General features: G+C 59.2%; 23 protein-coding genes. 11 read left to right on the forward strand and 12 right to left on the reverse strand.

Annotated features, from left to right (window positions below; translation table 11 throughout):
• Nucleotides 1-14: 14 nt before the first annotated feature.
• The 3 genes from ACO07T_RS03460 (at nucleotide 15) to ACO07T_RS03470 (ending at nucleotide 4,055) form a co-directional block, all read left to right on the forward strand.
• Nucleotides 15-1,286 (forward strand): GumC family protein, encoded by a 1,272-nt coding sequence (locus ACO07T_RS03460; protein WP_422048275.1) that lies wholly within the window; start codon nucleotides 15-17, stop codon nucleotides 1,284-1,286.
• A gap of 487 nt (nucleotides 1,287-1,773) precedes the next feature.
• Nucleotides 1,774-2,439 carry a sugar transferase gene (locus tag ACO07T_RS03465; RefSeq protein WP_422048276.1) on the forward strand — a complete coding sequence of 222 codons (666 nt, stop codon included), beginning with the start codon at nucleotides 1,774-1,776 and terminating at the stop codon, nucleotides 2,437-2,439.
• A 110-nt stretch (nucleotides 2,440-2,549) separates the two neighbouring features.
• A complete protein-coding gene (locus ACO07T_RS03470) occupies nucleotides 2,550-4,055 on the forward strand; it encodes a hypothetical protein (protein ID WP_422048277.1) in 1,506 nt (501 codons plus the stop codon).
• Nucleotides 4,056-4,062: 7 nt separating this feature from the next.
• On the opposite strand, the gene ACO07T_RS03475 is transcribed toward ACO07T_RS03470, so the two are convergent.
• A complete protein-coding gene (locus ACO07T_RS03475; protein WP_422048278.1) occupies nucleotides 4,063-4,602 on the reverse strand; it encodes a serine acetyltransferase in 540 nt (179 codons plus the stop codon).
• Between the two features lie 169 nt (nucleotides 4,603-4,771).
• Between ACO07T_RS03475 and ACO07T_RS03480 the strand changes: the two genes are divergently transcribed.
• The 3 genes from ACO07T_RS03480 to ACO07T_RS03490 are packed head-to-tail and all read left to right on the forward strand — an operon-like array spanning nucleotide 4,772 to nucleotide 9,184.
• On the forward strand, nucleotides 4,772-6,844 hold the full coding sequence (locus ACO07T_RS03480; protein WP_422048279.1) for an acyltransferase family protein: 2,073 nt from the start codon (nucleotides 4,772-4,774) through the stop codon (nucleotides 6,842-6,844).
• On the forward strand, nucleotides 6,841-8,439 hold the full coding sequence (locus ACO07T_RS03485) for a GMC oxidoreductase (protein ID WP_422048280.1): 1,599 nt from the start codon (nucleotides 6,841-6,843) through the stop codon (nucleotides 8,437-8,439). The genes ACO07T_RS03480 and ACO07T_RS03485 overlap by 4 nt, the downstream gene beginning before the upstream one ends.
• Complete coding sequence (locus ACO07T_RS03490) at nucleotides 8,420-9,184, forward strand: SDR family NAD(P)-dependent oxidoreductase (protein WP_422048281.1); 765 nt, start codon at nucleotides 8,420-8,422, stop codon at nucleotides 9,182-9,184. Before ACO07T_RS03485 ends, ACO07T_RS03490 begins: the two co-directional genes overlap by 20 nt.
• On the opposite strand, the gene ACO07T_RS03495 is transcribed toward ACO07T_RS03490, so the two are convergent.
• Complete coding sequence (locus ACO07T_RS03495; protein ID WP_422048282.1) at nucleotides 9,181-9,933, reverse strand: WecB/TagA/CpsF family glycosyltransferase; 753 nt, start codon at nucleotides 9,931-9,933, stop codon at nucleotides 9,181-9,183. The genes ACO07T_RS03490 and ACO07T_RS03495 overlap by 4 nt on opposite strands.
• Nucleotides 9,934-10,125: 192 nt before the next feature.
• Between ACO07T_RS03495 and ACO07T_RS03500 the strand changes: the two genes are divergently transcribed.
• From ACO07T_RS03500 to ACO07T_RS03515, 4 genes are read left to right on the forward strand one after another with little or no spacing between them, the layout of a single operon-like run.
• A complete protein-coding gene (locus ACO07T_RS03500) occupies nucleotides 10,126-11,259 on the forward strand; it encodes a Gfo/Idh/MocA family protein (RefSeq protein WP_422048283.1) in 1,134 nt (377 codons plus the stop codon).
• Nucleotides 11,260-11,261: 2 nt separating this feature from the next.
• Nucleotides 11,262-12,230, forward strand: a complete 969-nt coding sequence (locus tag ACO07T_RS03505; protein WP_422048284.1) for an NAD-dependent epimerase/dehydratase family protein — start codon at nucleotides 11,262-11,264, stop codon at nucleotides 12,228-12,230.
• Nucleotides 12,227-13,447 carry a glycosyltransferase family 4 protein gene (locus ACO07T_RS03510; RefSeq protein WP_422048285.1) on the forward strand — a complete coding sequence of 407 codons (1,221 nt, stop codon included), beginning with the start codon at nucleotides 12,227-12,229 and terminating at the stop codon, nucleotides 13,445-13,447. The genes ACO07T_RS03505 and ACO07T_RS03510 overlap by 4 nt, the downstream gene beginning before the upstream one ends.
• Nucleotides 13,444-14,415, forward strand: coding sequence for a glycosyltransferase (locus ACO07T_RS03515; RefSeq protein ID WP_422048286.1), 972 nt, complete (start codon nucleotides 13,444-13,446; stop codon nucleotides 14,413-14,415). The genes ACO07T_RS03510 and ACO07T_RS03515 overlap by 4 nt, the downstream gene beginning before the upstream one ends.
• A 49-nt stretch (nucleotides 14,416-14,464) precedes the next feature.
• Here ACO07T_RS03515 and ACO07T_RS03520 read toward each other — a convergent pair whose 3' ends face one another.
• On the reverse strand, nucleotides 14,465-16,633 hold the full coding sequence (locus ACO07T_RS03520; protein WP_422048287.1) for a methyl-accepting chemotaxis protein: 2,169 nt from the start codon (nucleotides 16,631-16,633) through the stop codon (nucleotides 14,465-14,467).
• Nucleotides 16,634-17,022: 389 nt separating this feature from the next.
• Here ACO07T_RS03520 and ACO07T_RS03525 point away from each other — a divergent pair, with 389 nt between their 5' ends.
• Entirely contained in the window at nucleotides 17,023-17,793 is a 771-nt protein-coding gene (locus ACO07T_RS03525) for a CpsD/CapB family tyrosine-protein kinase (protein ID WP_422048288.1), read from the forward strand.
• A gap of 31 nt (nucleotides 17,794-17,824) precedes the next feature.
• On the opposite strand, the gene ACO07T_RS03530 is transcribed toward ACO07T_RS03525, so the two are convergent.
• The 9 genes from ACO07T_RS03530 to ACO07T_RS03570 form a co-directional block, all read right to left on the reverse strand.
• On the reverse strand, nucleotides 17,825-18,913 hold the full coding sequence (locus ACO07T_RS03530) for an extracellular solute-binding protein (protein ID WP_422048289.1): 1,089 nt from the start codon (nucleotides 18,911-18,913) through the stop codon (nucleotides 17,825-17,827).
• Nucleotides 18,910-20,751: an ATP-binding protein gene (locus ACO07T_RS03535; protein ID WP_422048290.1), complete on the reverse strand. Its 1,842-nt coding sequence runs from the start codon at nucleotides 20,749-20,751 to the stop codon at nucleotides 18,910-18,912. The genes ACO07T_RS03530 and ACO07T_RS03535 overlap by 4 nt, the downstream gene beginning before the upstream one ends.
• Nucleotides 20,752-20,915: 164 nt before the next feature.
• Nucleotides 20,916-21,650 (reverse strand): ABC transporter permease, encoded by a 735-nt coding sequence (locus ACO07T_RS03540; protein WP_209084690.1) that lies wholly within the window; start codon nucleotides 21,648-21,650, stop codon nucleotides 20,916-20,918.
• Nucleotides 21,647-22,375: an ABC transporter ATP-binding protein gene (locus ACO07T_RS03545; protein ID WP_422048291.1), complete on the reverse strand. Its 729-nt coding sequence runs from the start codon at nucleotides 22,373-22,375 to the stop codon at nucleotides 21,647-21,649. The genes ACO07T_RS03540 and ACO07T_RS03545 overlap by 4 nt, the downstream gene beginning before the upstream one ends.
• Nucleotides 22,372-23,052 carry a thiaminase II gene (tenA, locus tag ACO07T_RS03550; protein ID WP_422048292.1) on the reverse strand — a complete coding sequence of 227 codons (681 nt, stop codon included), beginning with the start codon at nucleotides 23,050-23,052 and terminating at the stop codon, nucleotides 22,372-22,374. Before tenA ends, ACO07T_RS03545 begins: the two co-directional genes overlap by 4 nt.
• On the reverse strand, nucleotides 23,049-23,984 hold the full coding sequence (locus tag ACO07T_RS03555; protein WP_422048293.1) for an ABC transporter substrate-binding protein: 936 nt from the start codon (nucleotides 23,982-23,984) through the stop codon (nucleotides 23,049-23,051). Before ACO07T_RS03555 ends, tenA begins: the two co-directional genes overlap by 4 nt.
• Before the next feature lie 16 nt (nucleotides 23,985-24,000).
• Nucleotides 24,001-24,969, reverse strand: a complete 969-nt coding sequence (locus ACO07T_RS03560) for a HesA/MoeB/ThiF family protein (protein ID WP_422048294.1) — start codon at nucleotides 24,967-24,969, stop codon at nucleotides 24,001-24,003.
• Nucleotides 24,966-25,562 (reverse strand): thiamine phosphate synthase, encoded by a 597-nt coding sequence (locus tag ACO07T_RS03565; protein ID WP_422048295.1) that lies wholly within the window; start codon nucleotides 25,560-25,562, stop codon nucleotides 24,966-24,968. Before ACO07T_RS03565 ends, ACO07T_RS03560 begins: the two co-directional genes overlap by 4 nt.
• A complete protein-coding gene (locus ACO07T_RS03570; RefSeq protein WP_422048600.1) occupies nucleotides 25,559-26,329 on the reverse strand; it encodes a thiazole synthase in 771 nt (256 codons plus the stop codon). Before ACO07T_RS03570 ends, ACO07T_RS03565 begins: the two co-directional genes overlap by 4 nt.
• Between the last annotated feature and the right edge of the window lies 1 nt (nucleotide 26,330).

Here is a 26,330-nt window from a genome sequence, read left to right on the forward strand (position 1 = left end):
GTTTGAGGACGGGCATGGATAAGATCCAGTCTATCGCTGAAGTGCTGGGCATGTTGCGCAGAAGGTCGTTTCTGTGGGTCAGTGTGATTGCCGCTGGGCTGCTGATCTCCCTTGCCTATGTGCTGAGCCTGCCGCGAGAGTACGAAACCTCCGCCACCATTCAGATCGAGCAGCCCTCAATCCAAACCGGCAGCACCACGCCGGGTGCGTTGAACGCGGACATGCTGCAAAAGCTGCAGATCGTGGAGCAGCGGGTGATGGCGCGGGACAACCTGCTGACCATCATCCAGAAGTTTGGGCTCTATCGCGATTCTGATCTGAGCGAGATGCAAAAGGTGGCCCTGCTGCGCGAAACTGCGCGAGTGGTGCATATCATCAACCCGGAATTCCGTTGGCGTCAGGATATCAGCCCGTCCGCTCTTCTGGTGACGGTGCGGATGACAGACCCGGTGCTGGCCGCCAATGTGGCCAACGAGCTGGTCAACAATGTGCTGGAACAGGAAGATCAGCGCCGCATCGCACGCATCACCGAAACGCTGAATTTCTTTGACAGTGAGGAGCGCCGTGTCGGGGCGGGTATTGCCGCCATGGAAACGCAGATTGCTGATTACAAACGGGACAATGCCGTTTTGCTGTCTGGCGGGGTGGAGGCGCTGCGGACCCGGCTTGTGGATCTCCAGCAGATCGAACTCGAAGTGCAGCGTCAAATCCTTGAGAATGAAAGTGCGGCCTCCGGCGGCAATTCGGTGCGCGCACAGCGTGTGCGTCGCCTGAAGGAAGAGGCTGCGCTCTATCAACTGGAAATTGCCGAGATTGAGGCCGCGCTGGCAGATACGCCGCGACTGGAACAGCAATACGGCAAGCTGGAGCGTCAGCTTGCGAAACTGGAAGAGCAATATCAGGCAATCACGGCAGGCAAGGCCGAAGCCGAGATGCAGCAGATGCTGGAAGCGAGCCAACAGTCGGAAAGCTTTACCGTTCTGGAAAAAGCCTTGCCGCCAGATTGGCCTGTCGCTCCCTCGCGCAAACGTATTCTCGCGATGGGCGGATTGCTGAGCGTGATGGTCGCCATCAGCTTTGTGCTGTTGATTGAAATGCGCAGCCCGGTGATCTGGACTCGCGGACAACTGGAACGACAACTGCGGCTGCGCGCCGTGGCAGCAATTCCGGTGCTGCAAACGCCCAAACAAAGGCGGCTCAAAACCTTGGCCTCAGTCGCCCGCTTTACTGCATTGATTGCAACCTTTGGCGTGTTGGCCACGGCGATCTTGAACCTCAGCAGCTGAGCGCCACAATTCGGTCAAATTTGGCGGTGATGGGCGGATTTTCGCCGAATCATCCTGTGCCCTTTTGATCGCGCCTGTGTGCCCTCGCCTGCGCAATCAGAAACAATGGCACCACCCTCAAAACCATCGTTTCCAATGCGGACACCGGCGTCAGAGAAGCTAACTTCAATTTTAACCAATATGTCAGTTTCTGGCGGCCCTACATCCAACAGAATTGCTTATTTTCAACTATTTAGCCAAATCTATACTTAAGTTAAGGTGGATTTCTGGAAAATTGTGGCTAAAGTTTGTCCTTGGGTGGGCGCTTCCTTGGAGGAGCATCTGAAGAACTAAGACTAAGGACGACACTGTGGCTGATCCCTGCTGATGGGGACCTCTTTTTCAAAACAGCTCAGAATGACGGATTTGTCGGAACCGCGTGGGACCGACCACAGTGATGTTTTGTGTTCGATGATGCCCTCCCCGGTGTGTTTTGGGGATGAAACAAATGGCGATTTATTCGCGGGACGATTTTGCGCAGGGGTTTGTGGTAACCCCAAACAGGCACGGGATCTACCGAGGCGGGTTTAAGCGGTTTTGCGACATAATTTTTGTGCTGATTGTGGCGCTGCCGGTGAGCCTTGTCATCGCACTGCTGGCGCTGTTGATCTCGCTGGATGGCAGCGCGCCATTTTATCGGCAGGAGCGCATCGGGAAAAACGGCAAGCGGTTTTACATGCTCAAGCTCCGCTCGATGGTGCCCAATGCGGAGCGCGAGCTGGAGGAGCTGCTGAAACGCAACCCCAAAGCCCGCATGGAGTGGGAAGACAAGCAGAAGCTGACCGATGATCCCCGGATCACGCGGCTTGGCCGGATCATCCGCAAAACCTCGATGGATGAGCTGCCGCAGTTCTTCAACGTGCTGATGGGCGACATGTCCGTGGTTGGGCCGCGCCCGATGATGCCGGAGCAAGCCACACTTTATCCGGGTGCAGCCTACTACACCCTGCGCCCTGGCATTACCGGTTTCTGGCAGATTTCTGAGCGCAACGAATGCAGCTTTGCCGAGCGCGCCGTTCACGACAGCCACTATGACCGCGTGCTGTCGCTGCGTACGGATCTGAAGATCATCCTGCGCACTGTGGCCGTGGTGACAGCCGCCACCGGCCGCTGATCTGCTTCGGCTGACAGCTCTGACGCTGCAGGTTAAGGTGGCGTCATGGACCGGCGGCTTCGCGCATTGCCCGCAAAACCCGCAAAGCTGACGAGGAAGGCCCCCGCCTAATGCCCAATATTCTTGCCACCCTGATGCTGATGCTTTGGCCGGTGGTGATTTGGCGGCTGTTTGTCAACCTGCCGCCCGGGCGGGCGTTGATCTGGTCATTGCTTGGGGCCTATTTGCTGCTGCCACCACCACCGGCAGAATTTGACTTCCCTCTCATGCCCGCGCTGGACAAAACCAGCCTGCCCAATCTGGCAATCCTGATTGTGGTGGTCTTTGTGCTGCCGCAGCGGCCAAAGCTGCTGCCCGATAGCCTGCTCGCGCGCTGGCTTCTGGCGATCTTTGTGCTGAGTCCGGTGGCCACGGTGCTGAGCAATGGCGAGCCGCTGATTTTCACCGAGATGTTCATTCGCGGATTGTATCTGCAGGATGCGGTGGCGCAACCGATCAACAATTTCATTCTGGTGATCGGCTTTCTGCTGGCGCGGGCGCTCTTGCAGACCCGCGCGGATCAACGGGATTTGCTGATCGCGCTGATGATTGGCGGATTGGCGTATTCGCTGCCCATTTTGCTGGAGGTCCGGCTCAGCCCGCAGCTCAACAATTGGGTCTACGGCTACTACCAGCACCTGTTCTCGCAAACCATTCGCGGCGGTGGGTATCGCCCGATGGTGTTTCTCTACCATGGGATTTGGCTGGCGTATTTTGTCCTGACAGCCTTGCTCGCGGCCCTTGCTTTGTGGCGGGCGGATAGCGGGCAGATGCGGGCGAAGTTCCTGCTTGCGACGCTCTATCTGGCAGCTGTGCTGGTGTTGTGCAAAACGCTGGCAACGCTGGTTTATGCTGCGGCGGCGGGCTGTGTCATCCTGTTTATGGGACGGCGTGCGCAGGTGCGCGTGGCGGCCCTGTTGGCAGCGTTGATGTTGCTTTATCCGGCGTTGAAGCTGGGTAATCTGGTGCCGAGCGACGCGATTGTGGCACAGGCTGAAGCGGTCAGTGCGGAGCGGGCCCATTCGCTGAACTTTCGGATTGTGAACGAAGACATCCTATTTGAGCGCGCCATGGAGAAGCCGCTTTTCGGCTGGGGTATTTGGGGGCGCAATCATCTGCGTGACAGCACCACGGGCGCGATCACCACAGTGTCTGACGGCTATTGGATCATCGTGATCGGGGTCTGGGGTTGGGTCGGCTATCTTGCGCAATTTGGTCTGATGGCGCTGCCGATCTGGCTGATTTCCAGAGAGCTGCGCCACGCCCATGTGCAGGAGCAGGACAGGCTGCGCTCCGAGAGATCTTATAAGCTGCTCGATGCGCCTTCGGCGCGTGACACATCGGAGGACGGGTTGTCCCCCTATATCGGGCCGCTTGCGGTGATGCTGGGCTTTAACATGATCGACATGCTGCCCAATGCCACGCTGACCCCGACGACATGGCTGATTGCCGGGACACTGTTTGGTCATGCGGAACGCATGGCGCGCGCGCGTTTGCACGGTGCGCAGACATCGGATGCGCCACAGGATACAAACACGGATCAGGTGGAAAAAGAACGTCCCCGCACCATTCTTTAGGGCCGCATCAGTGGCGCGTTTGTGCCTTGCCTTGCGCAGCCGCCTCATAGCCGGGTTTCATTTTAAGTAGGCGCGCGGGCACACCGCCCACCACCGCACCAGCGGGGACATTTGTCGTGACCACCGCATTGGCACCAATTTCCGCATCACGCCCCACGACCAGAGGGCCGATCAGTTTGGCGCCTGCCCCCACATCCACATGCCCCTCCAGCACCACGGTACCTGCAAGGGTGACCTGATGCATGAGCTGGCAGTTCGGGCCAATTCTGGCGCTGGAATGCACAATGATGCCTGTGGGATGCGGCAGGCGCAGGCCACCTTCGATGGCCATATTGAGATGGATTTCGGATTGGGTGATCAGCGACCAGAAGCGATGCACAAGAACCCAGTATTTCGAGACCAATCCGCCCCAGACGCCCCCCTTGGCAAGTGCGGCCTGATAGCGGCGGATCGCGCGCAACAGCTTTGGCGCAGGGTCCCAGAAACGGGAGATCTGCTCCCGGCTCCAATCCGGTGTGGTTGCGGAAACCTGCGTAGGGTCTTGCAAATCTGGCTCTCCAAAGGGCGCAAAACACATCCATGCGCATTTCAAAGCGTTGTCGCAAAACCTCTTTAATAAAGCAACGTTACTATGGCGTCAGGCGAAGCTTGCCCCCCACTGCACAGAGGTGTTCTCTGTGCCCCAAGACCCATCTGACGCAAGGAACACCGCGCGCATGCAACGTGCCCTAAACAAAGACATTTCGGATCAGCCGGAAGAGAAAACGAACGAGGCCGATACCCCGCGCGCAGAGGCGTTGGGCGGGCCGTATCACCGCAGAGAGATCGACGGCCTGCGTGCCATCGCTGTGCTCGCAGTGGTGTTTTATCATTTTGGCGTGCCCGGTTTTGGGGGCGGTTTTGTCGGGGTCGATATTTTCTTTGTCATCTCGGGGTTTCTGATCGGCGGCCTTCTGTGGCGCGAGCATCAGGAAACCGGGCGACTGGCGCTGGGGCAGTTTTATATGCGGCGCATCCGGCGGCTGGCCCCGGCCTATTTTGTGATGGCGTTTGCAGTGCTCGCAATTGGTGCGCTGATCCTCTTGCCCTCCGATTTCCGCGAAACCGCAAAAGGCGTGGTGGCCGCGACCGTCTATCTCTCCAATGTGATGTTTTATCGGCAGGCCGGATATTTTGATGGGGCTGCAGAAGAAAAGGTCATGCTTCACACATGGTCGCTCTCAGTCGAAGAGCAATTCTATGTGTTTCTGCCCCTGCTGTTTCTGGTTTTCGCCCGCAGCGCACGGGGGCTTTGGATCGCCTTGGCAAGCTGTTTTGTGCTGTCGCTGCTGGGCAATCTGATCATGACCCCGCGCGCCCATCCTGCGGCGTTTTATCTGTTTCCGTTCCGCGCCTGGGAACTGCTGGCGGGCGTGGGCCTTGCGGTTTTGCGCCATGAGCGCCCCGACCTGATGCGCGAACATCAGGCCATCAGCTGGATTGGTCTTTTGCTTTTGGGTGTCTCCATTCTGTTTGTGCAGGCAGGCAGCGGGTTTCCCGGATGGCAGGTGATCGCGCCGGTGCTGGGCACGGTGATGTTGATTGCCAACGGGCAGGAGGACAATTGGGTCAACCGCGTGCTGTCGATGCGCGTGCCCGTGCTGATCGGTCTGATCTCGTACTCGCTCTATTTGTGGCACTGGCCCGTCTACACGCTAACAACCTATTTGCAGGGCAGCTACGCAGGGCCCGCCGAGACCGCGCTGTGGATTTCGATTTCCTTTGTTTTGGCAACGCTGTCATGGCGGTTTGTGGAACAGCCGGTGCGCAGAGCCACGCAGCTGGCCAGCTGGTCCCTGCTGAGTGCATTGGTGGCTGGCTCGGCACTCGCGGTGAGCTTCTCATGGGTGATCTATCGCACCGATGGATTGCCGCAGCGCTTTGATAAACAATCCCAGATGCACATTGCCGCGACTGGAGACTTCCTACAGGATTTCTCCCGCTGTTACGTGCCAAAAGACGGTCCGTTTGAAGGGCTGGAGCTGTGCCCGATCGGACCTGAGAGCGCACATCACAACCTGATCGTTTGGGGTGACAGCCACGTGCGGGCCTACTTTGAAGGGCTGGATCAGGCGGCCCATGAGACCAAACGCAGCGGATTGGTGATTTGGCGCGCAGGCTGTGCGCCTCTGTTTGACGTCACCAAACAGGAAAGCGCGGCCACGCGCGCGCAAGATGCGGCCTGCGCAGCGGCAAACCGTCAGATCAGAGCAGCGCTGCAGGAGATGCCTGATCTGCGCGATGTCCTGCTGATCGGACGCTGGGCCTATTACGCCACGGGTGAAGGCAGCGGCAACGACATGCACAACACCATCCGTTTGCGCAGTGAGGCCCTGGGCCCGATGACACAAGACAGATTGCTGGCCAAGGCGCTGGCCGCCACAACGGAAGAGATCGCGCAGCTCGATCGCGATGTCTATGTGCTGCGCCAACCGCCGGAGATCGCCTACTACAAGGCGCCCGATATTGCGCGGGCTTTGGTGCATGGGCGGCTGACGGCGCAACTTGCGCGTCGGATCGGCCAGATCAGCGTGACAAATGCAGAGCGCCGTGCTGCCGGGGCCCATGAGGCGCTCATCCGGAGTGGCGCGCAAATTCTCGACACATGGGATTGGTTTTGTGATCCATTCCTCTGTGACGCGGTGCAGGGTGGCGTGGGGCAGTATTTTGACAACAACCATGTCACCAACGCGGCGGCGCGCCGGATGCGCGCGGTGTTTTACCCTGTCATGACGTGGCATCCGGGATGACCACCGCCGCCCCGATTTCTCTAGCCGAAGCGATCGCGCGCACTTGGGATGTGATCGTGATTGGCACGGGCATGGGAGGCGGCACCATTGGCAGGCGGCTGGCGGAGCGCGGGCTGTCGGTCTTGTTTGTGGAGCGTGGGCCAATTGGGGTGCGCGCGGAGGAGCATGACCTCAACCCCGACATTTGGGATCGGGAAGCGCGGCTGGTGCGCGGCTATTGGCCGGAGCCGCTGGAAGCCACGGTGAACGGCCTTTCAACCACATTCAACGCACCTCTTGGCGCGGGCGTTGGCGGCAGTTCAGTGTTTTACGCCGCAGCGTTGGAACGCCCAGCGCCCCACGATCTGGATCACAGCGCTGCGACGCCACACCCTACCGGGGGGTGGCCCATATCCTATGCGGAGATGGCGCCTTATTTTGATGCGGCAGAAGCGATGTATCATGTCTGCGGCACGGATGATCCTTTGGGGCAGCCGTCTCAAATCCCGGATGGCGCGCCCATGTCCGCGGCGGATCAGGCGCTTTTTGACGCCATGACGTCGGCGGGGCTGCATCCCTATAAAGGCCACTTGGCGCTCAAGGATAGCATCCGTGGAGCCGATTACTTGGGCCGCAAATGCCCTCACGACTACAAGATGGATGGCCGATCAGCCGGGGTGGAACCGGCATTGGCAACCGGCAACGCCGCCTTGATTGATCTTTGTGAGGTCACCGAAATTCTGCATCAACGTGGCGGGGTCACGGCACTGCGCCTGCGCAAATCTGGTGAAGAGGCCGAGTTGAGCGCGCGGGGATACGTGCTGTCGGCAGGCGCGCTGCATTCGCCGCGTGTGCTCATGGCCTCGGGTGATCTGGGCAATCAAAGCGGAATGGTCGGGCGCAATTTGATGTTTCATCTCAATGAGATGTTCCTGCTGTGGCCCAAGCGCGGCGCCAAGAGCAATGGCGCGAGCAAAGCATTGGCGTTTCGCGATCTCTATCACAAAAGCGGGGAGCGGTTTGGCATGGTGCAGGCCATGGGCGTTGAGGCGCGCTATGGGGAGATCCTGCATTATCTGAACATGGCGTTTGAACGCAGCCCTCTGCGGCATCTGCGCGTTGTGAAACCCTTTCTGCGCATGCCAGCGGCACTCGCGGCAAAACTCTTTGGCAGCGCCAAGCTCTTTGTCGGGATTTTGGAAGATCTGCCAAAGGCTGAAAATCACGTGGTGTTTGACCCAAAAGATCCGCGCCGCCTGGCGATTTCTTACACAATGGCGCCCGAGTTGCTCGCCCGCCGCGCAGCTTTTCGCAAGGCGCTTCGCCAAGGCCTGAAAGGCCTGCGGATGATGTTTGTGGGTGCTGGTCCCGAGCTGAACTTTGGCCACCCCTGCGGCACGTTGCGGTTTGGTGATGATCCACAAACCTCGGTGCTGGATCGCAATTGCGCGGTGCATGGGGTGCCTAATCTCTGGGTGGTGGATGCGAGTTTCATGCCGACGTCGATGGGGGTAAACCCGAGCCTGACCATCGCGGCAAATGCCCTGAGAGTGGGGGATGTGATCGCCGACGGTTTTGAAGCGGAGGACAGATCGGATGGCAGAGCAGAAAGCTGAGCGGATTGCCGTGGTGACGGGGGCCGGATCGGGGCTTGGACGAGCGTTGGCTATTGCGCTGACAGCCAAAGGCATCACCGTTGCGGGTTTGGGACGGCGCACTGAAAAGCTTGAAGAAACAGCCGTGCTCGCCGGTGCGCAGTTCCTCCCCATCGTTGCTGATGTAGCAGATCCTGACGCGGTACGCACCGCCTTTGGGACAGTGCGGCAGCATGGGGCGGTTTCGATCCTGATCAACAACGCAGCGGTCTATCCGCACCGCGATATTCTGGATGAAACGCCTGAAAGCTTCATGCAGACAATGGCGGTCAATCTGGGGGGCGTGGTGAATTGCACATCTGAGGCGCTCAAGGACATGACGGCGCTTGGACATGGTCGCATCCTGAATGTCGGCAGCTTTGCCGATTTACATCCCCTGCCCTGCAGCGCCGCCTATAGCGTTTCCAAAGGGGCGGTGAGCAGCTTTTCGCGGGCATTGGTCGCAGATTTGGGAGATCGGTTGCCTAAGATTATCATCAACACCTGGATGCCCGGCATTCTACGCACCGATATGGGACTGGAAGACGGCATTGACCCGACGTTGGCAGCAGAGTGGGGCGCAGCCCTGACACTGTGGGATGATCCCAGCCTGAACGGCGCGGTGTTTGATCGGGATCGGGAGGTTTTGCCGCCACGTGGTCTCAAGGGGCGTGTGAAGGACTTGATCCGCATGCGACGGCGACAGCCCCGACGAATCGTGCTTTAGGCCTTCCGCTGCTTCAGCGCGTCGATCAGCAGGCTGGGCAAAATGGCAAAACAGCGCAGATATCGACCAGCCAAACGTGACGGGTTGCTCAGCGCGCGCCACAGCCATTCCAGAGCCAGTTTCCGCACCCAAGGGGGGGCGCGATGCTGTGTACCTGCCCAGAAATCCAACCCGGCCCCGATACTGGCAAACCCCATATGTGGCGCAATCTGCCGCCCACGCGCAGCGAGGCGCTCCTGTTTAGGTGCCCCCAAAGCCAGAAAGGTCATGCGCGCGCCCGCATCAGCCGCCTGTTGAAGAAGCGCTTCAGCCGCTTCACTGTCAGGATCAAACCCCATCGGCGGCGCCAGCGTGGCGACAATCTCAACATCCGGCACTTGTTCTTTCAACGCGGTCGCCGCGGCCTGAAGGGCGGCATCCGTGCTGCCGATCAACGCGACTGGCACCTGCGCTTGCGCCGCCCATTGCATAAAAGGAAGCACCAGATCAGCCCCCGGCAGAAGCGCCACTGGCTTGGCTGCGAGACGCGACAGCCAGACGATGGGATTGCCATCTGCAACAACAAAATCCTGCGCCAGATAGGCCTCACAAAAGGCCACATCTTTGCGTAGCTTGACCAGATGATCGAGATTGACCGTCGCCAAGGCAAATCCATCCCTCGCCGCAAATCGCGCCTTCACCGCAGATTGCAGCGCTGTCATGGTTGCAACATTGACCGAGACCGGCTTTGTGATCGTGGAAAACTGCAAGAAACCGCCGCTGCCTTAAGGGTTTTGCAGAACTTATCACCAAGTATTTTTACCTGTCACAAGCGGGCGTCTGAATTTGCGGCAAGTGGTTCTATTGGGTCACATCTTGAGGCGAAGCCATCCCCGCCATGGTGGCAACAGGCCGCGCGCAGCCTATAGTTTATTGTACTTACTTTCTAAAGGGTTCGCTCTATGACCGCCGGCAAGACACGCAGCGTTTCCATTATCGGATGCGGCTTTGTGGCCGACCTTTATATGCGCTCTTTTGCGGCGCATCCGGATGTCGCGGTGACCCAAGTTTATGACCATGATCCTGAGCGGCTCCAGAGTTTTTCGTCCCATTGGAACCTGCACAAAGCCGACAGTTTGGAGCGGTTTCTAGCGAACCTGCCGAAAGGCTCCTTGGTTCTCAACCTGACCAATCCATCAGCGCACTATGATATCAGCCGCACCTGCCTGAACGCCGGCCATCATGTGTATTCCGAAAAGCCGTTGGCGATGGAAATGGACGAGGCGATTGCCCTGCATGATCTGGCATCGGAAAAAGGGCTGATGTTGGCCTCTGCCCCCTGCTCTGTGCTGGGGGAAGCGGCCCAGACCCTGGCCAAAGCCATCCGAGACGATGTGGCAGGATCTGTGCGGCTGATTTATGCGGAGCTTGATGACGGTTTTGTACCGCAGGCGCCTTATGGGGGCTGGCAAAGCGACAGCGGCGCGCCCTGGCCCGCGAAGGATGAATTTGTGGTGGGCTGCACGCTTGAGCATGCGGGCTATTACCTCACGTGGTTGATAGGCATGTTTGGCACTGTGCGCCGTGTTGTGGCGGCATCTGCGGAATGCGTGCCTTACAAAGGGGTTCACCGCACACCGGATTTCTCCACCGCCAGCCTCTTTTTTGAGAACGGCATCACCGCAAGGCTGACTTGTTCGATTGTCGGCAGCCATGATCATCGCATCCGGGTCTTTGGTGACAAAGGCATACTGCAGGTCAAACAGGCCTGGGACAACGAAGCGGCGGTGCGGTTTCACAAGCGGTTCACCCTGCGGCGGCGGCTGATGGAACATCCGATCGGCAAGCGCCAGCGGCTGTCTGGCGACACACATCCGAAAGTCGCGCGGTGGGGCGCTGCCGCCATGAATTTTGCGCTGGGGCCGGTGGAAATGCTGGACGCACTGCGCGAAGAGCGGCCTTGCCGGTTGAGCGCGGACTTCGCGCTTCATCTGAACGAGGTGACGCTCGCCATTCAGAATGCCGGAGCGGACAGCGGCTCTCAAGAAATGTCGACACGGTGCGACCCTATTCCTGCAATGCCTTGGGCGGTATGACGATGACACATTTGGCCATCACCGGTGCAGCCGGTTTTATTGGACGCCACTGCGTGGCGGAAGCGCGCAGACAGAACATCCCTGTGCGCGCCTTTGTCCGCCGCCTAGAAAGTGCGCCGCCGGATTGGAAAGCGGACAGCGGCATCACGGTTGTGGCTTTGGATCTGGCAGAATCCAGCGACGCACTGGCGGATGCACTCAAAGGTGTTCAAACCCTCATTCACTGCGCTGCCACGCTATCGGGCGATCAGATCCGCGACACGCTGACCGTCAGCCGACGCGTGATTGACGCTGTGGTGGCCGCAGACGTGCCACATGTGGTGCTGGCGGGATCGTTTGATGTGTATGACGTGCGCCAACTTGCGGATCATGCCGCTCTGACCGAGGACTGCCCCACGGGTGCTGCAGGGCGCACGGATTATGCCAATGCGAAACACGCGCAGGAGACCATGTTTGACGACGGGGCGGCGCTTTATGGTTTTGCGCTGAGCACGCTGCGGCTCGGGGCAGTGTGGGGGCCAGAGCATCTGTTCAATGCACATGTTGGCCCCGCGGTGAGCAGCCTTTTGATGATGATCGACGGCGGCGGAACACTGCCATTGTGTCGTGTTGAACTGGCAGCCACCATGCTGGTGCGCGCGGCGCAAACCCCAACGGGCGTGGGCATTGTCAATGTGATTGACGATGATCTGCCGGATCGGTGCCGGTTCGTGACAGCCTTTCGTGCTTGTGGCTGGCCCAAGGCCACCATGCGCATTCCGCTTGGGGTATGGCGGCTGTTCGCCTCTGCCACGCCTGATATTGGCGCGATGCCGGGTCTGCTGCGCACCCCAATTTTGGAGACACGCCACCGCCCGCTGACGTATGACAATGCGCATATGCACAAGATCTTGGGGCCTGTTGAAATGGTGTCCTTTGAAACCGCGATGCAAGCAGACATAGATCGCCAGCAGCAGGCCGAAGCACCGTGACCCAACAAGACGCCCCCATCGCCTATCTGACCGGAGAATATCCGCGCGCGACCGACACTTTTATTCAACGCGAGGTGGCCGCCCTGCGTGCGCAAGGTCAGCGGGTGGAGACATGTTCGGTGCGCCGCACAGGCGCTGAACATCTGGTGGGAGAGGAACAGAAGGCCGAAGCCAAGGCCACCTTTTACATTCTGGCGGCGGCCAAATCCCCACTGCCACTGCTCTCCGCGGTGTTTGGGGCCTTGCTACGCAATCCGCTTCGGTTTCTGCGTGCGTTGGTATTGGCGGTCAAAACCGCGCCGCCCGGCCTGCGCAATCTGCTCTATCAACTGTTCTATTTTGTAGAAGCCGCGGTTTTGGCCGCACATCTGCGCAAAAAGGGCGTGCGGCATCTGCACAACCACATTGCAAAATCGTCCTGCACCGTGGCGATGCTGACCTCCGAATTGTCGGGCATCCCCTATAGTTTCACGCTGCATGGGCCTGATATCTTCTTTGCACCGGACCATTGGCAGCTCGATGAAAAGATCGCGCGCGCAGACTTTGTGGCCTGCATCAGCCATTTTTGCCGCTCACAAGCGATGGCGTTCAGCGATCCCAAACACTGGAGCAAACTGCACATCATCCACTGCGGCGTTGAGCCCGCGCGCTATGATGGGGCGGAGGCGCCGATGGGCACCAAGCTGCTGTTTGTGGGACGGCTTGCCCCCGTCAAAGGGTTGCCGATCCTGCTGCGGGCCATGGAACAGCTGGTGCAAAAAGAACCGGATGTGCATCTGACCGTGATCGGAGACGGGCCGGGCCGCAAAGCACTGCAATCTCAGGCCGACGCGGCCGGGCTTTCAGATCATGTCTCTTTTGTGGGGTATAAGTCCCAGTCAGAGGTGGCGGAGGCGCTTTCCGCGGCGGATATGCTGGTGCTTCCAAGCTTTGCGGAAGGCGTACCCGTGGTGCTGATGGAGGCAATGGCCGCGCGCAGACCTGTGGTGGCCACCCAGATTGCCGGCATTCCCGAGCTGGTGACCGAAGGTGTCTCTGGCCTGTTGGTGGCACCGGGAGATCCGGATGCGCTGGCGCAGGCCATTGCCAAGCTGCTGGCCAACCCTGCGCGCGCCACGGCAATGGGCATCGCAGGGCGGGCCAAGGTAGAGGCGGCCTTTGATATTGATAAAGAAGCCACACGGCTGCGGGCTCTGTTGCAGGAGCGCGCGCGATGAGAGCCACCACGGCCATTGTGATTGGGCGCAATGAGGGCGAGCGGTTGGTCGCCTGCCTTGCCTCGCTCGTCGAGCAGGACGTCGAGATTGTCTATGTGGACAGCGGCAGCTCTGACAGCTCCGTTGAAGCAGCGCGAACAGCCGGCGCTCTGGTCATCGAACTGGATGACAGCCTGCCTTTCACAGCGGCGCGGGCGCGGCAGGCCGGGTTTGACGCTTTGGCAGAAACCGAAGATCTGCCGGAGTTCGTGCAGTTTGTGGACGGAGATTGCATTGTGGCCGAGGGCTGGATCGCGACCGGAGAAGCGGCGCTGCAAGCAGATCCCAAACTTGGTCTGGTGACCGGCTGGCGCGCGGAGCTCTATCCGGAGCGCAGTGTCTACAACGCGCTATGCGATTTCGAATGGCATCGGCCAGCAGGGGACATCACCGTTTGTGGCGGCGATATGCTGGTCCGCAGTGCAGCCTTCGTGGCGGCCGGTGGTTTTGATGCGACGGTGATTGCCGGAGAGGACGAAGAGTTTTGCCTTCGGGTCGGCAAAGCCGGTTGGACACTCCGCCGCCTGCCCGAAGAAATGACCCGACATGACGCCGCAATGCTGGAATTTTCGCAATGGTGGCAGCGCGCCGTGCGCGGTGGCCATGCCTATGCGCAGGTGGGGTGGATGCATCCGCCCTATGCGTTGCGAGAACAGGCCCGTGCGGTTGTCTATGGGGCGCTTTTCCCCGCACTCGCAACCTGGGGCCTGCTGAGCAATCGCTGGGCCTTTGTGACTGTGCTCATGATCTATACGGCAAGCTACATCCGCACAAAAAACGGTCTTGTCACGGCGGGGCTGCCCTATTGGGAAGCCTGGCGCCATGCGCGGCTGATCACCCTCTCGAAAGTGCCCAATATTCTGGGCATGGGGATGTTTCATTGGCGCCGCCTTATGGGGCGCAGCATGCGGATCATTGAATATAAATAAAGCCGCCAGCGCTTAAACTGCGTTGGCGGACCTAATTTCAATCGCGAGCTTAGGCCGCGCTTTTGGCCTGTTTGGCCATAACAAATGCGGTGTCTTGATACTCCTCAGCGTCGTCAAAGGTGGCATCTCCTGCCACAGCGCCACCTTCGAAGAGGGTGAACTGCCCCACTAAGCGCTCGAGCTCGTCAGCTTCTTCTTTCAAGGTGTGGCAAGTGGTGTTGGCGTTTTGCGCCATCGCGGCGTTTTGCTGTGTGACCTGATCAAGCTGGGCCACACCGGCGTTGAGCTCCCCAAGACCTGTGGCCTGATCGCTGGAGCCTGCCGCCATCTCCGAAACCAGCTCTGAGATATGGCCCACGCGGTGCACGATGTTTTCCAACGCCTTACCTGTTTTGTTCACAAGCTCCACACCATTGCTCACATGATCCGCGCTTTCGCCGATCAACGATTTGATCTCGGTGGCGGCTTCTGAGGATTTTTGCGCCAGCGCCCGCACTTCAGACGCGACAACCGCAAAACCACTGCCTGCGTCCCCGGCCCGGGCGGCCTCAACACCTGCGTTTAGCGCCAAGAGGTTCGTTTGGAAGGCGATGTCGTCAATGACACCAATGTTCTGCGCGATCTGGCCAGACGAGTCTGAGATTTCCGACATGGCCTGAACGGCTTGTCTCACCACCTGACCACTTTCGGTCGCCTCAGAACGCGCGCTGTCGGTTGTGTTCTGAACGCCGCGCGCGCCTTCAGCTGCGGCGCGGACGCTGGCGGTCAGCTCTTCAAGCGCTGCAGAGGTTTCCTCAAGTGTTGCCGCCTGATTTTCACTGCGGCGTGAGAGCTCGAGTGAGGCTTCTGTGATGCCTGTTGCGGCATCGCGGATACTGGAGGTGTTGTGTACCACGCTTGCCAGCGTGTCGTTGAGTTTTGCCATTGCACCGCTGAAATCAGTGCGTAGGGAGGCGTATTCCTCCGGGAATGTCTCACAGAACTTGTAGGTGAGATCCCCTTCGGCCAGACGCTCCAATCCGGCGCTGATCTCTGCGACCACTTTGTCCTGCTGCGCTTTCAGACGCTCCTGCTCGGATTTGAGCGTATCAGACGCGGCCTGCATATCCAGCGTGTCATGGCGGAATTTATCGAAGGCGCGGGCCAGGCTGCGCAGCTCACCGCCACCTTCCAAGCCATCGATTTCAGCCTCGTAATTTCCTTTGGAAAAGTCATCGAGCACGGAAACCAAGTATTTAATCCGTCCGATCACCCGCTCAAAGGCAATCACAGCAAAGGTCAGCACCAGCAAGGACATAGCCACACCAATCCAAATCAGACTGTTCAGGCTCGCCTGCGCCTCGGCCTCAATACCTTCGGTGAGTGCCGCGACTTCATTTACAAATTCAAGCTCTTTGGCGCGCAGCAGATCGATCCATCGGCTGGAAATCTGAAACCATTCTCCGGCGGTGATCGCTAATTCTTCATGTGAACCAAAGCGCGGGATGATCTCGTTCCGCGCGGCTTGCAGCGCCTTGAATTCCCGGCTCGCCAGAAGGTCGGTTTCCCAAGTGGGTTCTGACAAGACACCGGCGGTTTCATGCATCAAGGAGATCTGTGCGCCCCCAAGCGCAATGTAGCGATTGTGCAAATCCAAGGTGAAACCCTGGCTCAAGCCAGCGGCGCCTGTGGCGCGCTCCAGCCCGGCGCTTTCCTTGGCCGAGCCGACGAGAGCGCGGGCATGCAAGATGGCCTCAAGTCTGCCACCGGCGCTTCCGGTCGTTGGCGGGCGCGCCAAATCGATCAGCAGGTTGATGGTGCCCGTATAGAACTTCGCCATCTCCGGTACCGTGGCGGCGGCCCTATCGACCCGCCCACGCATGTCATCCAAAGCGTCTAACCGGTCTTCGACCTCCGCCATGAGCTGCGCTTTTTCCGTCACCAAGGCAACGACCTCTGCGCGCATTCCCGCGATCACGTGAGAGGCCTCTTGGCGCTGCGCCTTCAGCTCTTTGGCGAAGTTTTTGCCGCTGGAGGCGATGAAGCCCGCAGAATATCCGCGCTCCTTCTGCAACTCATGGATCACATCATCGACCAGCGCCTCTTCATGGGTGATCACTGTGATTTCATGGGCCTTTGCGAGAGCGACACGCTGGGCTGTGATGTCTTGGAATTTGAGATAGCCTGCATAAACAAAAAGCGGGCCGATAACCAACAGCATGACTAATCTGAGTTTCATCGCGGTGTCCTAACCGGGTTCGTTATTTCCTGAGTGAGGGCACCTTGTGGACCAATAAGCTTACAAGAGTTTAAAGTTGACTGTGCCCTGCGCCTTTTGTGACGTTAGGGCACCCAATGCCCCATATTTAGGCATTTTCCGTCGCCTTTCCATGCACTTAACTTGCGAGACATCAACGCTATTGGGGTAGAATCGTTCAGCGCCACCCGCATAGGTCACTACTTAAGAGTGGCCCTTTGCTCCGAAAAAGCCGCCGGTTGAGACAGCGCCTCAAAGCACGACATACGCTCCCTCCAAGCCAAAGCCGCCCTATCTCCGCATTGGCGCCTTTCTTTTGTCTGCATTTGGCTGCTAGATTTTGGATTCAAACAATGCGGAAACGCGCGACGATGAGCTACGATCAAAACCAGTCTTCCCAAGATGCGGACCGCGCAACGCAACAGAGCCTGCCGGCGCTGCATGACCCAGATGTGTTTTGGGAAAACTTGACCGTCGCGGCACTTAACGACGCGGTTTTGGCGCAGAATCACATGATCAGTGCAACGCGGTCACATGAGGCGCATGCCGCCTTTGATATGCTGCGCACCCGCCTGTTGCAGGCCTTAAACGAACATGGCTGGAGCCGGGTGGCGGTGACCGCCCCAACGCGCGGCTGTGGCAGCAGCTTTGTCAGCGCCAATCTGGCGTTTTCCATGGCGCGTCTTGAAACTGTGCGCACCGTGATGCTGGACATGGATTTGCGCGCCCCGAGTTTGGACCAGGCCCTGGGCCTTGATGCGCCGGATTCGATGGCGGATTACCTGAGCGGCACAATTGCCCCGGAAAACTTTCTGATCAAAGCGCGCCCCAACCTGGCGCTTGCGCTGAACGACACCCCAAGTGAGGACTCCGCAGAGCTGTTTCAAAATGAAATGACCGGCACCGTTCTGGAGGAGCTTGAGGAAATGCTCTGCCCGGACCTCATGTTGTTTGACATGCCTCCGGCTCTGGAATTTGACGATGTCCTGGGATTTCTCCCAAATGTGGACGCCGTTCTGATTGTTGCCGGTGGCGGCGTGTCAACAGCAGAGGACGTGCGCAAGGTCGAGCAGATCCTGTCTGAGGTGAAGCCCATCCTGGGCGTCATGTTGAACAAGGCTGACGGGGCGCTGTCTTACTAAGACACACTGAGAACCCGCAGGCGCAGCTCCCTTACTGACCGATGAGAAGACGGCGCCAGCGCTTGTCCAAAGCATATTTCTTAGGACCGGAAAGAGGCCTCAGTGCGAACATCAAATCGTCAAGGCCCTCCGGCAGCGATGCCTGTGCGATTGCTGCCTGCTCCGCGGACATATCCCCCGTAAATGTCTTGGGCGAAAGGATCGCCTGCACATAGTTGGCAAGGGTTTCGGCATTCTCTTTCGACACGATATGGGCCAACAATTCGCCACGATGCGCATCGGCCTCCTCGCTCCTGGGCGCAACAAGGACATTGGACCAAATCAGCGAGCCCTCCTTAGGCACCACATAGGTGTAATTCGACTTCGGCGCGTGCTTTGCCAATGTCAGCCCCACCGTGCTCCAGACCAGACCAAGGCAAGTGTCACCAGAGCTCATTTCCTCCAGCTGCTTGTAGGACACGCGGCGCACATGGGGCATAATCTCTTTTAGCGCGGCAAATCCCGCATCAAAATCTTCGGTTGTCACCCCATGGGGATCACGCTTCAGATGATGCAAAGCAAGGGAAAAGATCTCTTGTGGCGAGTCGATTATGGAAATGCCGCAATCAGAGAGCGCTGCCGCGTTTTGAGGGTCAAAGAGCAGATCCCAGCTGTCCAGGGGGGCGTCCGGCAGGCGCGCGCGGATGGCTTCCACATCCATCACAAGCCCTGTCGTGCCCCAGACATAGGGCACATAGTAGTCTGCCACCCGCGACAGCGCATCAGTTTGCGCAACAAAGGCTGACGCTGGTGCCGCCTCCCAGTCGATCGCCACGGGCGTATCGATCGGCATCAAAGCGTCCATGTCAGCCAGACGTTTCACAATCTCGGCGGGCAGTACTGAGACGTCATAGCCCGTGTTTTGGGCCGCCAGCCGGGCTTCGGCTTCGTCTGGTACCATAAACGTGTCAATCACCAACCCCTCCGGGTGTTCTTTGACAAAGCTCTCAGAAAACGCATCTGGCGTGCTTGCGCGCCACGTATAAAGCCAAGCGAGTTCTTCGCCCGCTTTCAGTGTCGTGGGGCCTAGACAGACCGTGGCTGCCAATCCGAGTGGGCGAAGAAAATGCTTGAAGGTCATGCGCTGAGATCCTCTCGATCATGCGCCTGTGGCGTGTCAGGCCAATGACGCAGAAGTTCCGCGACCAAAGCCTCGCGCGTGATCGGTTTTTCAAGGTAGCCACTCATCCCCGCCATCGCGCTGGCATCTGCATGTTCATCCAGCGCATTGGCTGAAAGACCGACAATCGGCAGGGTTTGGGCGTTGGGAATGCTGAGATCGGCCCGGATCTGGCGGGTGGCTTCCAGCCCATCCATCACGGGCATGCGCACATCCATAAGAACCAGATCCGGCATCCAGTCGCGGACAAGTTCGACAGCCTCTTCGCCGTTACCGGCCAAGCGCACTTCGCATCCCAGTTTCTGCAAGAGCTTTTGTGCCACCATCTGATTGACCCGGTTGTCGTCGGCCACCAGCACAAATTTGTCAAACAGTGCATCTTTGATGACCTGGGGGCGCTCCTTGCGGTGCAGCGCTTTGGCCACGGGGATAATGAGCGCAAACTCAGACCCCTCGTGCAAGACACTGTGCACATTGATCCGCCCGTTCATGGTCTCTGCGAGACGTTTCACGATAGACAGACCAAGGCCGGTGCCACCAAATCGGGTTGTGGTGGAAGTGTCTGCCTGCTCGAACTGATTGAAGATGCGATCCACCGCTTCAGGCGAAATTCCAATCCCATCGTCTTTCACGGCAATACGCACAAAGCGCGGTGCGCCTTCCGGCCCGGGCATGTCCTCAAGGTGGACGGTGACCTTGCCATTCTCAGTGAATTTAACGGCATTGCCCACAAGGTTGCTCAGCACTTGACGGACCGCGCTTGGCGCGGCGTGCAGATACCAGCCAGCATCTGACGGGGACACCGAGACCGAAAGCTCTACATCGCGCCCGATCGCCTGACCTGAGAACAGGTCGGTGGTTTCGCGACAAAGGGTTTCGAGATCAAAATCCACAAATTCCAGCGTCGATTTGCCCGCCTCTAGCTTGGAGAGGTCGAGCACATCGTTGATGATTTGAAGCAGATCCCGGCCGCTGGATGAAATCATCCCCAACATGCGCCGTTGTTCTTTGTTCAGCTGCGTATCAGAAAGTACATCGGCAAGCCCCAGCACGCCATTGAGCGGCGTGCGGATTTCATGGCTCATCGTGGCGAGGAACATGGATTTTGCTTCTGAGGCAGCTTCGGCTGCGCGCTGGTTGCGTTCGATCTCCATCTGCGCGCCCAGCACATAGCGCTCCATGGGAAGGTGGGCGAACTGGATCGCAATACCCACGCCCAAAAGGGTCACCAGCAATGCTGCGAGACCGTAAAGCACTTGATCATCCGCGGCCGCCTCCGCGGCTTCCACCTCTGACTGGCGCACGCGGTTGAAAAACGGCATGAGACGGAAAGACAGATCAGACGCCAATCTGGCCGCAAGATTGATAGAGGTGTCACTGGCGCTTGCCGCGACCACCACATCGGCCAGATAGAGAACCTCTTCAAGTTCCATCAACGGATTCATGTTGGGGCGCGTCAGGATGGCCTGCGCATCCGGCGAGAAGCTCTCCACGACGTTTGGTCCTGACAGAGCGTCAAAGGCCTCTTGCGCGTTGTGGGCCGCACGACGCAGCTGTCCGCGCAAAACGAGATTCTGGCTTTGGCTTTCACCGTCCTGAATTTGATGAAACACAACCGACATCTCTGAAAGAGACAGGAGGATGGCATCAATGCGGGTGGTGTTATTGGTCCGCGTTTCCACAGCGTCACGTCCGGAGAGCGCAACCACAAGGGCAATAAGCGAGGCCACCAGCAGGATGGCCAGCGCCGTCCCACTGCGCAGGCGAAGAAATCTTTTGGTTGTGCGCAGTTGGGCCATAATCGCTCAGCGGAATAGTCGTGGTTTGCAAGCTAACCTGTCAGTGGCAGCGAGTGCTTAAAGAAAGATTAACCATATAGCGCAGAAGTTGTCTGCCACCACAATTTCTCAAACTTGTGAACGATGCTGGCGTGCATCAATTGCCCGTTGGATTGCAGGGAAAATCAGGTCTCCCGATCCCCCAAACGCTTTGTGAGTTTGGAGATCACAACATACAGCAGGACGGACAAAACCCCTAGCGTCAGCATTGCGGCAAACATCAGGTCGGTCTTGGCACGGCCATTGGCCAGAAGCATCAAATAGCCCAGCCCCTTTGACGCCCCAACCCATTCGCCGATCACAGCGCCAATCGGTGCATAGACCGCCGCCAGCCGCACCCCGGCACCCAAAGAAGGCAGCGCAGCGGGAACGCGAATGTGCCAAAGCACACGCGACGGGCTGGCCTGCATGGTTTTGGCAAGGTCGAGATAGCCCGGCGGTGTGCGCATGAGCCCGTCAAAGAAGGCCGAGGTCACCGGAAAATAGATGATCAGAACCGCCATCGCGATCTTTGACCACAGCCCGTAGCCGAGCCAGAGCGTCAGGATCGGCGCCAGTGCAAAGACCGGAAGCGCTTGTGTGAAAACCAGAATGGGCTGCACCAGCAAACGCGCTGTTTTGGATGTGGCAAGCTGCAACGCGGTCAAAATGCCCAGCGCCGTGCCAATTGCGAGACCCAGCAGCACTTCTTGGGCGGTGACCAACGTATGCTCTGCAATCACAGCGCGGTTGGTCCACCAGGTTTCCGCCACCAGCATCGGGCCGGGCAGGATGAACCGGGGCAGCTCGGTGAGTGAGACAATGGTTTGCCAGACGGCAAGCGCAAAGAGCGTCGCAGCTACGGCCGGAAGGATTTTCATGCGGCCTGTCCCATCAACAAACGCAAGAGATCTGACTGGCAGGTCAGTGTTTCCATCGCCTCCACGGCACGTGGTACGTCGGTTGCGGGTGGCGCAACCGAGGTCAGGCCCGCTGGCGTCATCACGTGGATGGCATGCCCAAGCCGGGCGGCCTCGCCGGGATCATGCGTGACAACCAAAACCGTGCGACCAGCCAGAAGCTCGACCGCGAGATCCTGCATGGCTGCGCGGGTTTGCGCATCAAGGGCGGAAAAAGGCTCATCAAGCAGGATGATAGGTTTGTCTTCCATCAAGGTGCGCGCAAGCGCGACCCTTTGACGTTGGCCACCGGATAGTTCAGAGGGACGTTTGCCGAGATGATCCCGCAAGCCACAGCGATCAAGCAGTCGGGAAAGCCGCGCGTCATCCGCTTTCTGGCCCCGCAAGCGTGTGCCCAAGGAGATATTTTTCTCAACCGTGGCCCATGGCAAAAGCAAGTCATCCTGCGCCATGTAGGCGATACGATCATCAACACCTGCGCCATCCGTAGCCGCAATGGTGCCGTCAAAGGCTGCCCCCGTTGGCAAATCGGCCAACAGGCGCAGAACCGTTGTTTTTCCCACACCGGAGCCGCCCAGAAGGCAGGTCCAGCGCCCGGCATCCAGCGTCAGAGACAGAGGTGCAAAGAGCTGCCGCCCCTCAATGGAGGCCGCGCCCTTAAGCGTGATGCCGGGTGCGTGGGTCATCGGGTCAGGCCCATCTGCCAGAAGCTGACTTCCAGCTCTGTTGCCTTGCGGAACTTGTCACACAGCGTCGCAAAACGCGGGCTGTTTGCATAGTCTTCCCCGAGGCGGTGTATCAGAGCGCTTTCAAGGAGCTGCCCCACTGCGGCGCAATCGCCTTGTGCGACCTCGCCGGAATAGGTGGCAATCCAGTCCGCATAGACCTCGGAGGTTTTCTCCTTGGCCAAACGCGCGCCAATCTCGCCATAGCCCATCACACATGGGGCCAGCGCCGCCAGAAGATCGAGCAGATCCCCGGAGTAGCCAGCCTCAAGCACAAAGCGTGTGTAGGCGAGGTTTTCGGGGCGTTCCGGCGTGGCAAAAAGCTCATCTTGAGGAATCCCTGCCGCCTCGCAAATACCTACGTGAAGCTTCATTTCCTCTGAAATCAGAGAATTGACGGTGCCCACCGCAGAGAGCATTTCCTCGTAGGTTTCAGATTTCACAACAGCCAGCGCCCATGCGCGGGAGAAGTGAACCAGAAACACATAGTCCTGACGCAGATAGTGCAAAAACGCTTCGCGCGGCAGGGTGCCATCCTTGAGACCTTCCACGAAGGCATGGCGGGTGTAGTCCCCCCATGCCTCCCCTGCGGCCTCGCGCATCAGCGCGAAGCCACGACCGTACTCTGGCGCGGTCATTCTGCGGTCACGTCGATGGTGATGGCATCCACAGGGTTGATGCTGTCGATCATACCGCTGTCATGCAGGAACTGCTCAAAGCGCGCATAACGACCAGCGTCATAGCCTGCAGGGCGCAGTGCGAAACGTGGCAGGGTGTCGACCCAAGCGCGCGCGTTCAGTTCGTCCTGAAGCTCGGTGGAGGTGGATGCGAAGATTTCCCAGCTTTTTTGCGGGTTGTTCACGATGTACTGGGTCGCCTTTTCGGTCGCCGCAATGAAACGCGCCACTTTGTCGGCATCCATGGTTTCAGGGTTGGCCACATAGATCAGCTCGTCATAAGACGGTACGCCCTCTTCTTCGATGTAGAAGCAGGTGCCCGGCGCGCCTTCGATGTCCATCTGGTTGAGCTCGAAGTTGCGGTAAGCGCCGATCACAGCATCCACCTGACCGGACATCAGCGATGGGGACAGCGAAAAGTTCACATTGACCAGCTCAATGTCATCGGTCGTGACGCCATATTTGCCCAGCACTGCGCCAAGCACGGCCTCTTCGACACCAGCCACGGAGAAGCCAACCTTCTTACCCTTCAGATCGGCAGGGGATTTGATTGGACCATCTTTCAGAACCAGCAGGCAGTTCAACGGGGTAGCCACGAGCGTGCCAACCCGCTTGAGTGGCAGGCCTTCGTGGATCTGCAGGTGCAGCTGCGGCTGATAGGAAACCGCGAGATCAGCCTGGCCAGCAGCCACAAGGCGCGGCGGCATGGAGGGGTCAGCCGGTGGGATCACCTCAACCTCAAGCCCCTGCTCGGCAAAATAGCCGTTCTCTTCGGCGATGATGATCGGGCCGTGGTCGGGGTTTACAAACCAGTCCAGCAGCAGGGTCATCTTGTCTGCGGCAAAGCTTGGGGTGGCGGCCAACATGGCCAGGGCAGTCACTAGGTGCTTCATGCGTCTCCCTCTCGAGTTAAGAAGCGGAAGCCGCGACGAGAACAATCTCGCCGGGCCAAAATTCGGTTGCGGATTCTGCGGCGCGCCAGGCGCGCAGACCTGTGGCACAGCACAGCGCGAGGCGGCCGGTGCCGTTTGCAGGCAAGGTCTCTTTGAGTTTTGCCGGGTCGATCCGGCGCGCATTGGGGTGCGCTGGAATGGCGGCCTCATCGGCGTCGCGCAGCTCGACAATGGTGTCGGCCGTTTCCAGCATATCCGGGCTGACGAAGGGGAAGGCCTGCGCCGGTTCAGCTGCGCCATCAAAGCGGAACGACGCGCTGCGCAGAGTTGTGGCGTCATATTGCACCATCTGGCCAAGCGGACTCGGGCTCAGGCCGATCAGACAAGACAGCGCCATTTGCGCCTGCAATGTGCCGATCAGGGCAACCACCGGCCCAAGCACCCCAGCGCTGGCGCAACTGGCCGCGTTTTGCGGCGCTTCCGGGAAAATCGCGCGCAGCGAGGGCGCTCCGCCGCACACACCGGCAGCATAGCCCGAAAGCGCTAGGGCGGAGCCGGTGATCAGGGGCACATTCTGCGCGAAACACACATCGCTCAAGGTGTAGCTGACCGCGTAGCTGTCAGCGCAGTCGAGAACCAGAGTGGCCTCTTCGACCATGACTGACGCCACCGCAGGGGTAAGTGTCGCCACCACGGCCTCAACTGCGATATCGCCATTGATCGCGGTGCAGCGCGCAGCGGCCACCTCGGCCTTGGGCAAACCTTCGTCCCGCTCGGTGAACAGGGTTTGGCGGTGCAGGTTGGACCGCTCTATGCGGTCGCCATCCACAATGGTGATGCGGCCCACACCGGCCCCTGCCAGAAGCGGCAGAGCGCTGGCAGCCAAACCACCCGCGCCAATCACCAGCACATGAGCGGCGGCGAGCTTTTCCTGCCCGGCATCACCAACCTCAGGCAAGATCATCTGGCGCGCGTAGCGGCTCATCTTGAGACCTCCAACCATGCACGCACGCGCGCTTCCGGGTCGGAATGGAGCGTGATGTCGGTCACTGCGGAAACGATATCAGCTCCGGCTTCAAACACGCCCTGTGCGCGCTCGACAGACATGCCGCCGATACCGACAAGAGGCACAGGCCCGACGCGGGCCTTCCATTCGGTCACGCGGGGCAGGCCCTGTTGGTGCCATTTCATCTTTTTCAGGATGGTCGGATAGACCGGGCCAAGCGCGACATAGTCCGGCGCCATCGCCAAAACGCGCTCCAGCTCATAATCGTCATGGGTCGACACGCCCATTTTGAGACCAGCTTTGCGGATCGCTTTCAGATCAGCCTCGTCCAGATCTTCCTGCCCGAGGTGAATCCACTCGCAGCCCAGATCAATCGCCGCCTGCCAGTAATCATTGATCACCAGCACCGCGCCGTATTCGCGACAGAGCGCCTGGCCTTCGGCAATCTGGGCACGCACATGTGCCTCTGGCTGATCCTTGATGCGCAACTGCACGAGTTTCACACCAAGCGGCAACATCCGCTTAAGCCAGCTCACGTCATCAAAAATGGGATAGAAACGATCAAGCGTCATGACAGGAAGGCCTTTCCAATAACCGGCGTGGAGGCTTCGGCCATATCGCGCGCCTCAATCGGGTCGGCCTCAAAGGCGGCTTGTCCGGCTTCCACGGCCAGCATCATGGCTTTCGCCATCGCCACAGGGTCTCCCGCGCGGGCCACAGCGGTGTTGAGAAGTACCGCGTCAAAGCCCAGTTCCATCGCAGCCGCCGCATGGGACGGCAGGCCAATGCCCGCATCCACCACGAGGGGCACATCCGGAAATTCGGCCCGCATGGCGCGCAGCGCGTAGGTGTTGTTGAGGCCCCGGCCGGAACCAATGGGCGCCCCCCATGGCATCAGCACCTCGCACCCCGCCTCCAGAAGGCGCTCGCCCACAATCAAATCTTCGGTGGTGTAGGGGAACACCTCAAAGCCGTCCTCTGACAGAATGCGCGCGGCTTCTACGAGCTGAAACACATCAGGCTGCAGGCTGTCAGTGTGGCCGATGAGCTCAAGCTTGACCCATTTGGTGTCAAAGACCTCACGCGCCATATGGGCGGTGGTGACAGCCTCTTTAACGGTGTGACAGCCAGCCGTGTTGGGCAGCACATGCACGCCCAGATCCTGAATCATCTTCCAGAACGTCTGTCCGGTGCCACCGGCCCCTTCGCGGCGCAAAGACACCGTGGCCACACCAGCCCCACTTGTGCGGAAGGCCTCTTCAAGGATCGCCGGGCTTGGATATTGCGCGGTGCCGAGCATTAGCGAATTGGGCAGGTCGACGCCATAAAACGCTCTCATC

The organism is Shimia sp., assembly GCF_965227725.1.
GTDB lineage: Bacteria > Pseudomonadota > Alphaproteobacteria > Rhodobacterales > Rhodobacteraceae > Shimia.

What these genes read in the sequence shown, in the direction of transcription:
- ACO07T_RS03460 (WP_422048275.1), top strand. Translation starts at nt 15, where the DNA reads ATGGATAAGATCCAGTCTATCGCTGAAGTGCTGGGCATGTTGCGCAGA.
- ACO07T_RS03465 (WP_422048276.1), top strand. Translation starts at nt 1,774, where the DNA reads ATGGCGATTTATTCGCGGGACGATTTTGCGCAGGGGTTTGTGGTAACC.
- ACO07T_RS03470 (WP_422048277.1), top strand. Translation starts at nt 2,550, where the DNA reads ATGCCCAATATTCTTGCCACCCTGATGCTGATGCTTTGGCCGGTGGTG.
- ACO07T_RS03480 (WP_422048279.1), top strand. Translation starts at nt 4,772, where the DNA reads ATGCAACGTGCCCTAAACAAAGACATTTCGGATCAGCCGGAAGAGAAA.
- ACO07T_RS03485 (WP_422048280.1), top strand. Translation starts at nt 6,841, where the DNA reads ATGACCACCGCCGCCCCGATTTCTCTAGCCGAAGCGATCGCGCGCACT.
- ACO07T_RS03490 (WP_422048281.1), top strand. Translation starts at nt 8,420, where the DNA reads ATGGCAGAGCAGAAAGCTGAGCGGATTGCCGTGGTGACGGGGGCCGGA.
- ACO07T_RS03500 (WP_422048283.1), top strand. Translation starts at nt 10,126, where the DNA reads ATGACCGCCGGCAAGACACGCAGCGTTTCCATTATCGGATGCGGCTTT.
- ACO07T_RS03505 (WP_422048284.1), top strand. Translation starts at nt 11,262, where the DNA reads ATGACACATTTGGCCATCACCGGTGCAGCCGGTTTTATTGGACGCCAC.
- ACO07T_RS03515 (WP_422048286.1), top strand. Translation starts at nt 13,444, where the DNA reads ATGAGAGCCACCACGGCCATTGTGATTGGGCGCAATGAGGGCGAGCGG.
- ACO07T_RS03520 (WP_422048287.1), bottom strand. Translation starts at nt 16,633, where the DNA reads ATGAAACTCAGATTAGTCATGCTGTTGGTTATCGGCCCGCTTTTTGTT.
- ACO07T_RS03525 (WP_422048288.1), top strand. Translation starts at nt 17,023, where the DNA reads ATGAGCTACGATCAAAACCAGTCTTCCCAAGATGCGGACCGCGCAACG.
- ACO07T_RS03530 (WP_422048289.1), bottom strand. Translation starts at nt 18,913, where the DNA reads ATGACCTTCAAGCATTTTCTTCGCCCACTCGGATTGGCAGCCACGGTC.
- ACO07T_RS03535 (WP_422048290.1), bottom strand. Translation starts at nt 20,751, where the DNA reads ATGGCCCAACTGCGCACAACCAAAAGATTTCTTCGCCTGCGCAGTGGG.
- ACO07T_RS03540 (WP_209084690.1), bottom strand. Translation starts at nt 21,650, where the DNA reads ATGAAAATCCTTCCGGCCGTAGCTGCGACGCTCTTTGCGCTTGCCGTC.
- ACO07T_RS03545 (WP_422048291.1), bottom strand. Translation starts at nt 22,375, where the DNA reads ATGACCCACGCACCCGGCATCACGCTTAAGGGCGCGGCCTCCATTGAG.
- tenA (WP_422048292.1), bottom strand. Translation starts at nt 23,052, where the DNA reads ATGACCGCGCCAGAGTACGGTCGTGGCTTCGCGCTGATGCGCGAGGCC.
- ACO07T_RS03555 (WP_422048293.1), bottom strand. Translation starts at nt 23,984, where the DNA reads ATGAAGCACCTAGTGACTGCCCTGGCCATGTTGGCCGCCACCCCAAGC.
- ACO07T_RS03560 (WP_422048294.1), bottom strand. Translation starts at nt 24,969, where the DNA reads ATGAGCCGCTACGCGCGCCAGATGATCTTGCCTGAGGTTGGTGATGCC.
- ACO07T_RS03565 (WP_422048295.1), bottom strand. Translation starts at nt 25,562, where the DNA reads ATGACGCTTGATCGTTTCTATCCCATTTTTGATGACGTGAGCTGGCTT.
- ACO07T_RS03570 (WP_422048600.1), bottom strand. Translation starts at nt 26,329, where the DNA reads ATGAGAGCGTTTTATGGCGTCGACCTGCCCAATTCGCTAATGCTCGGC.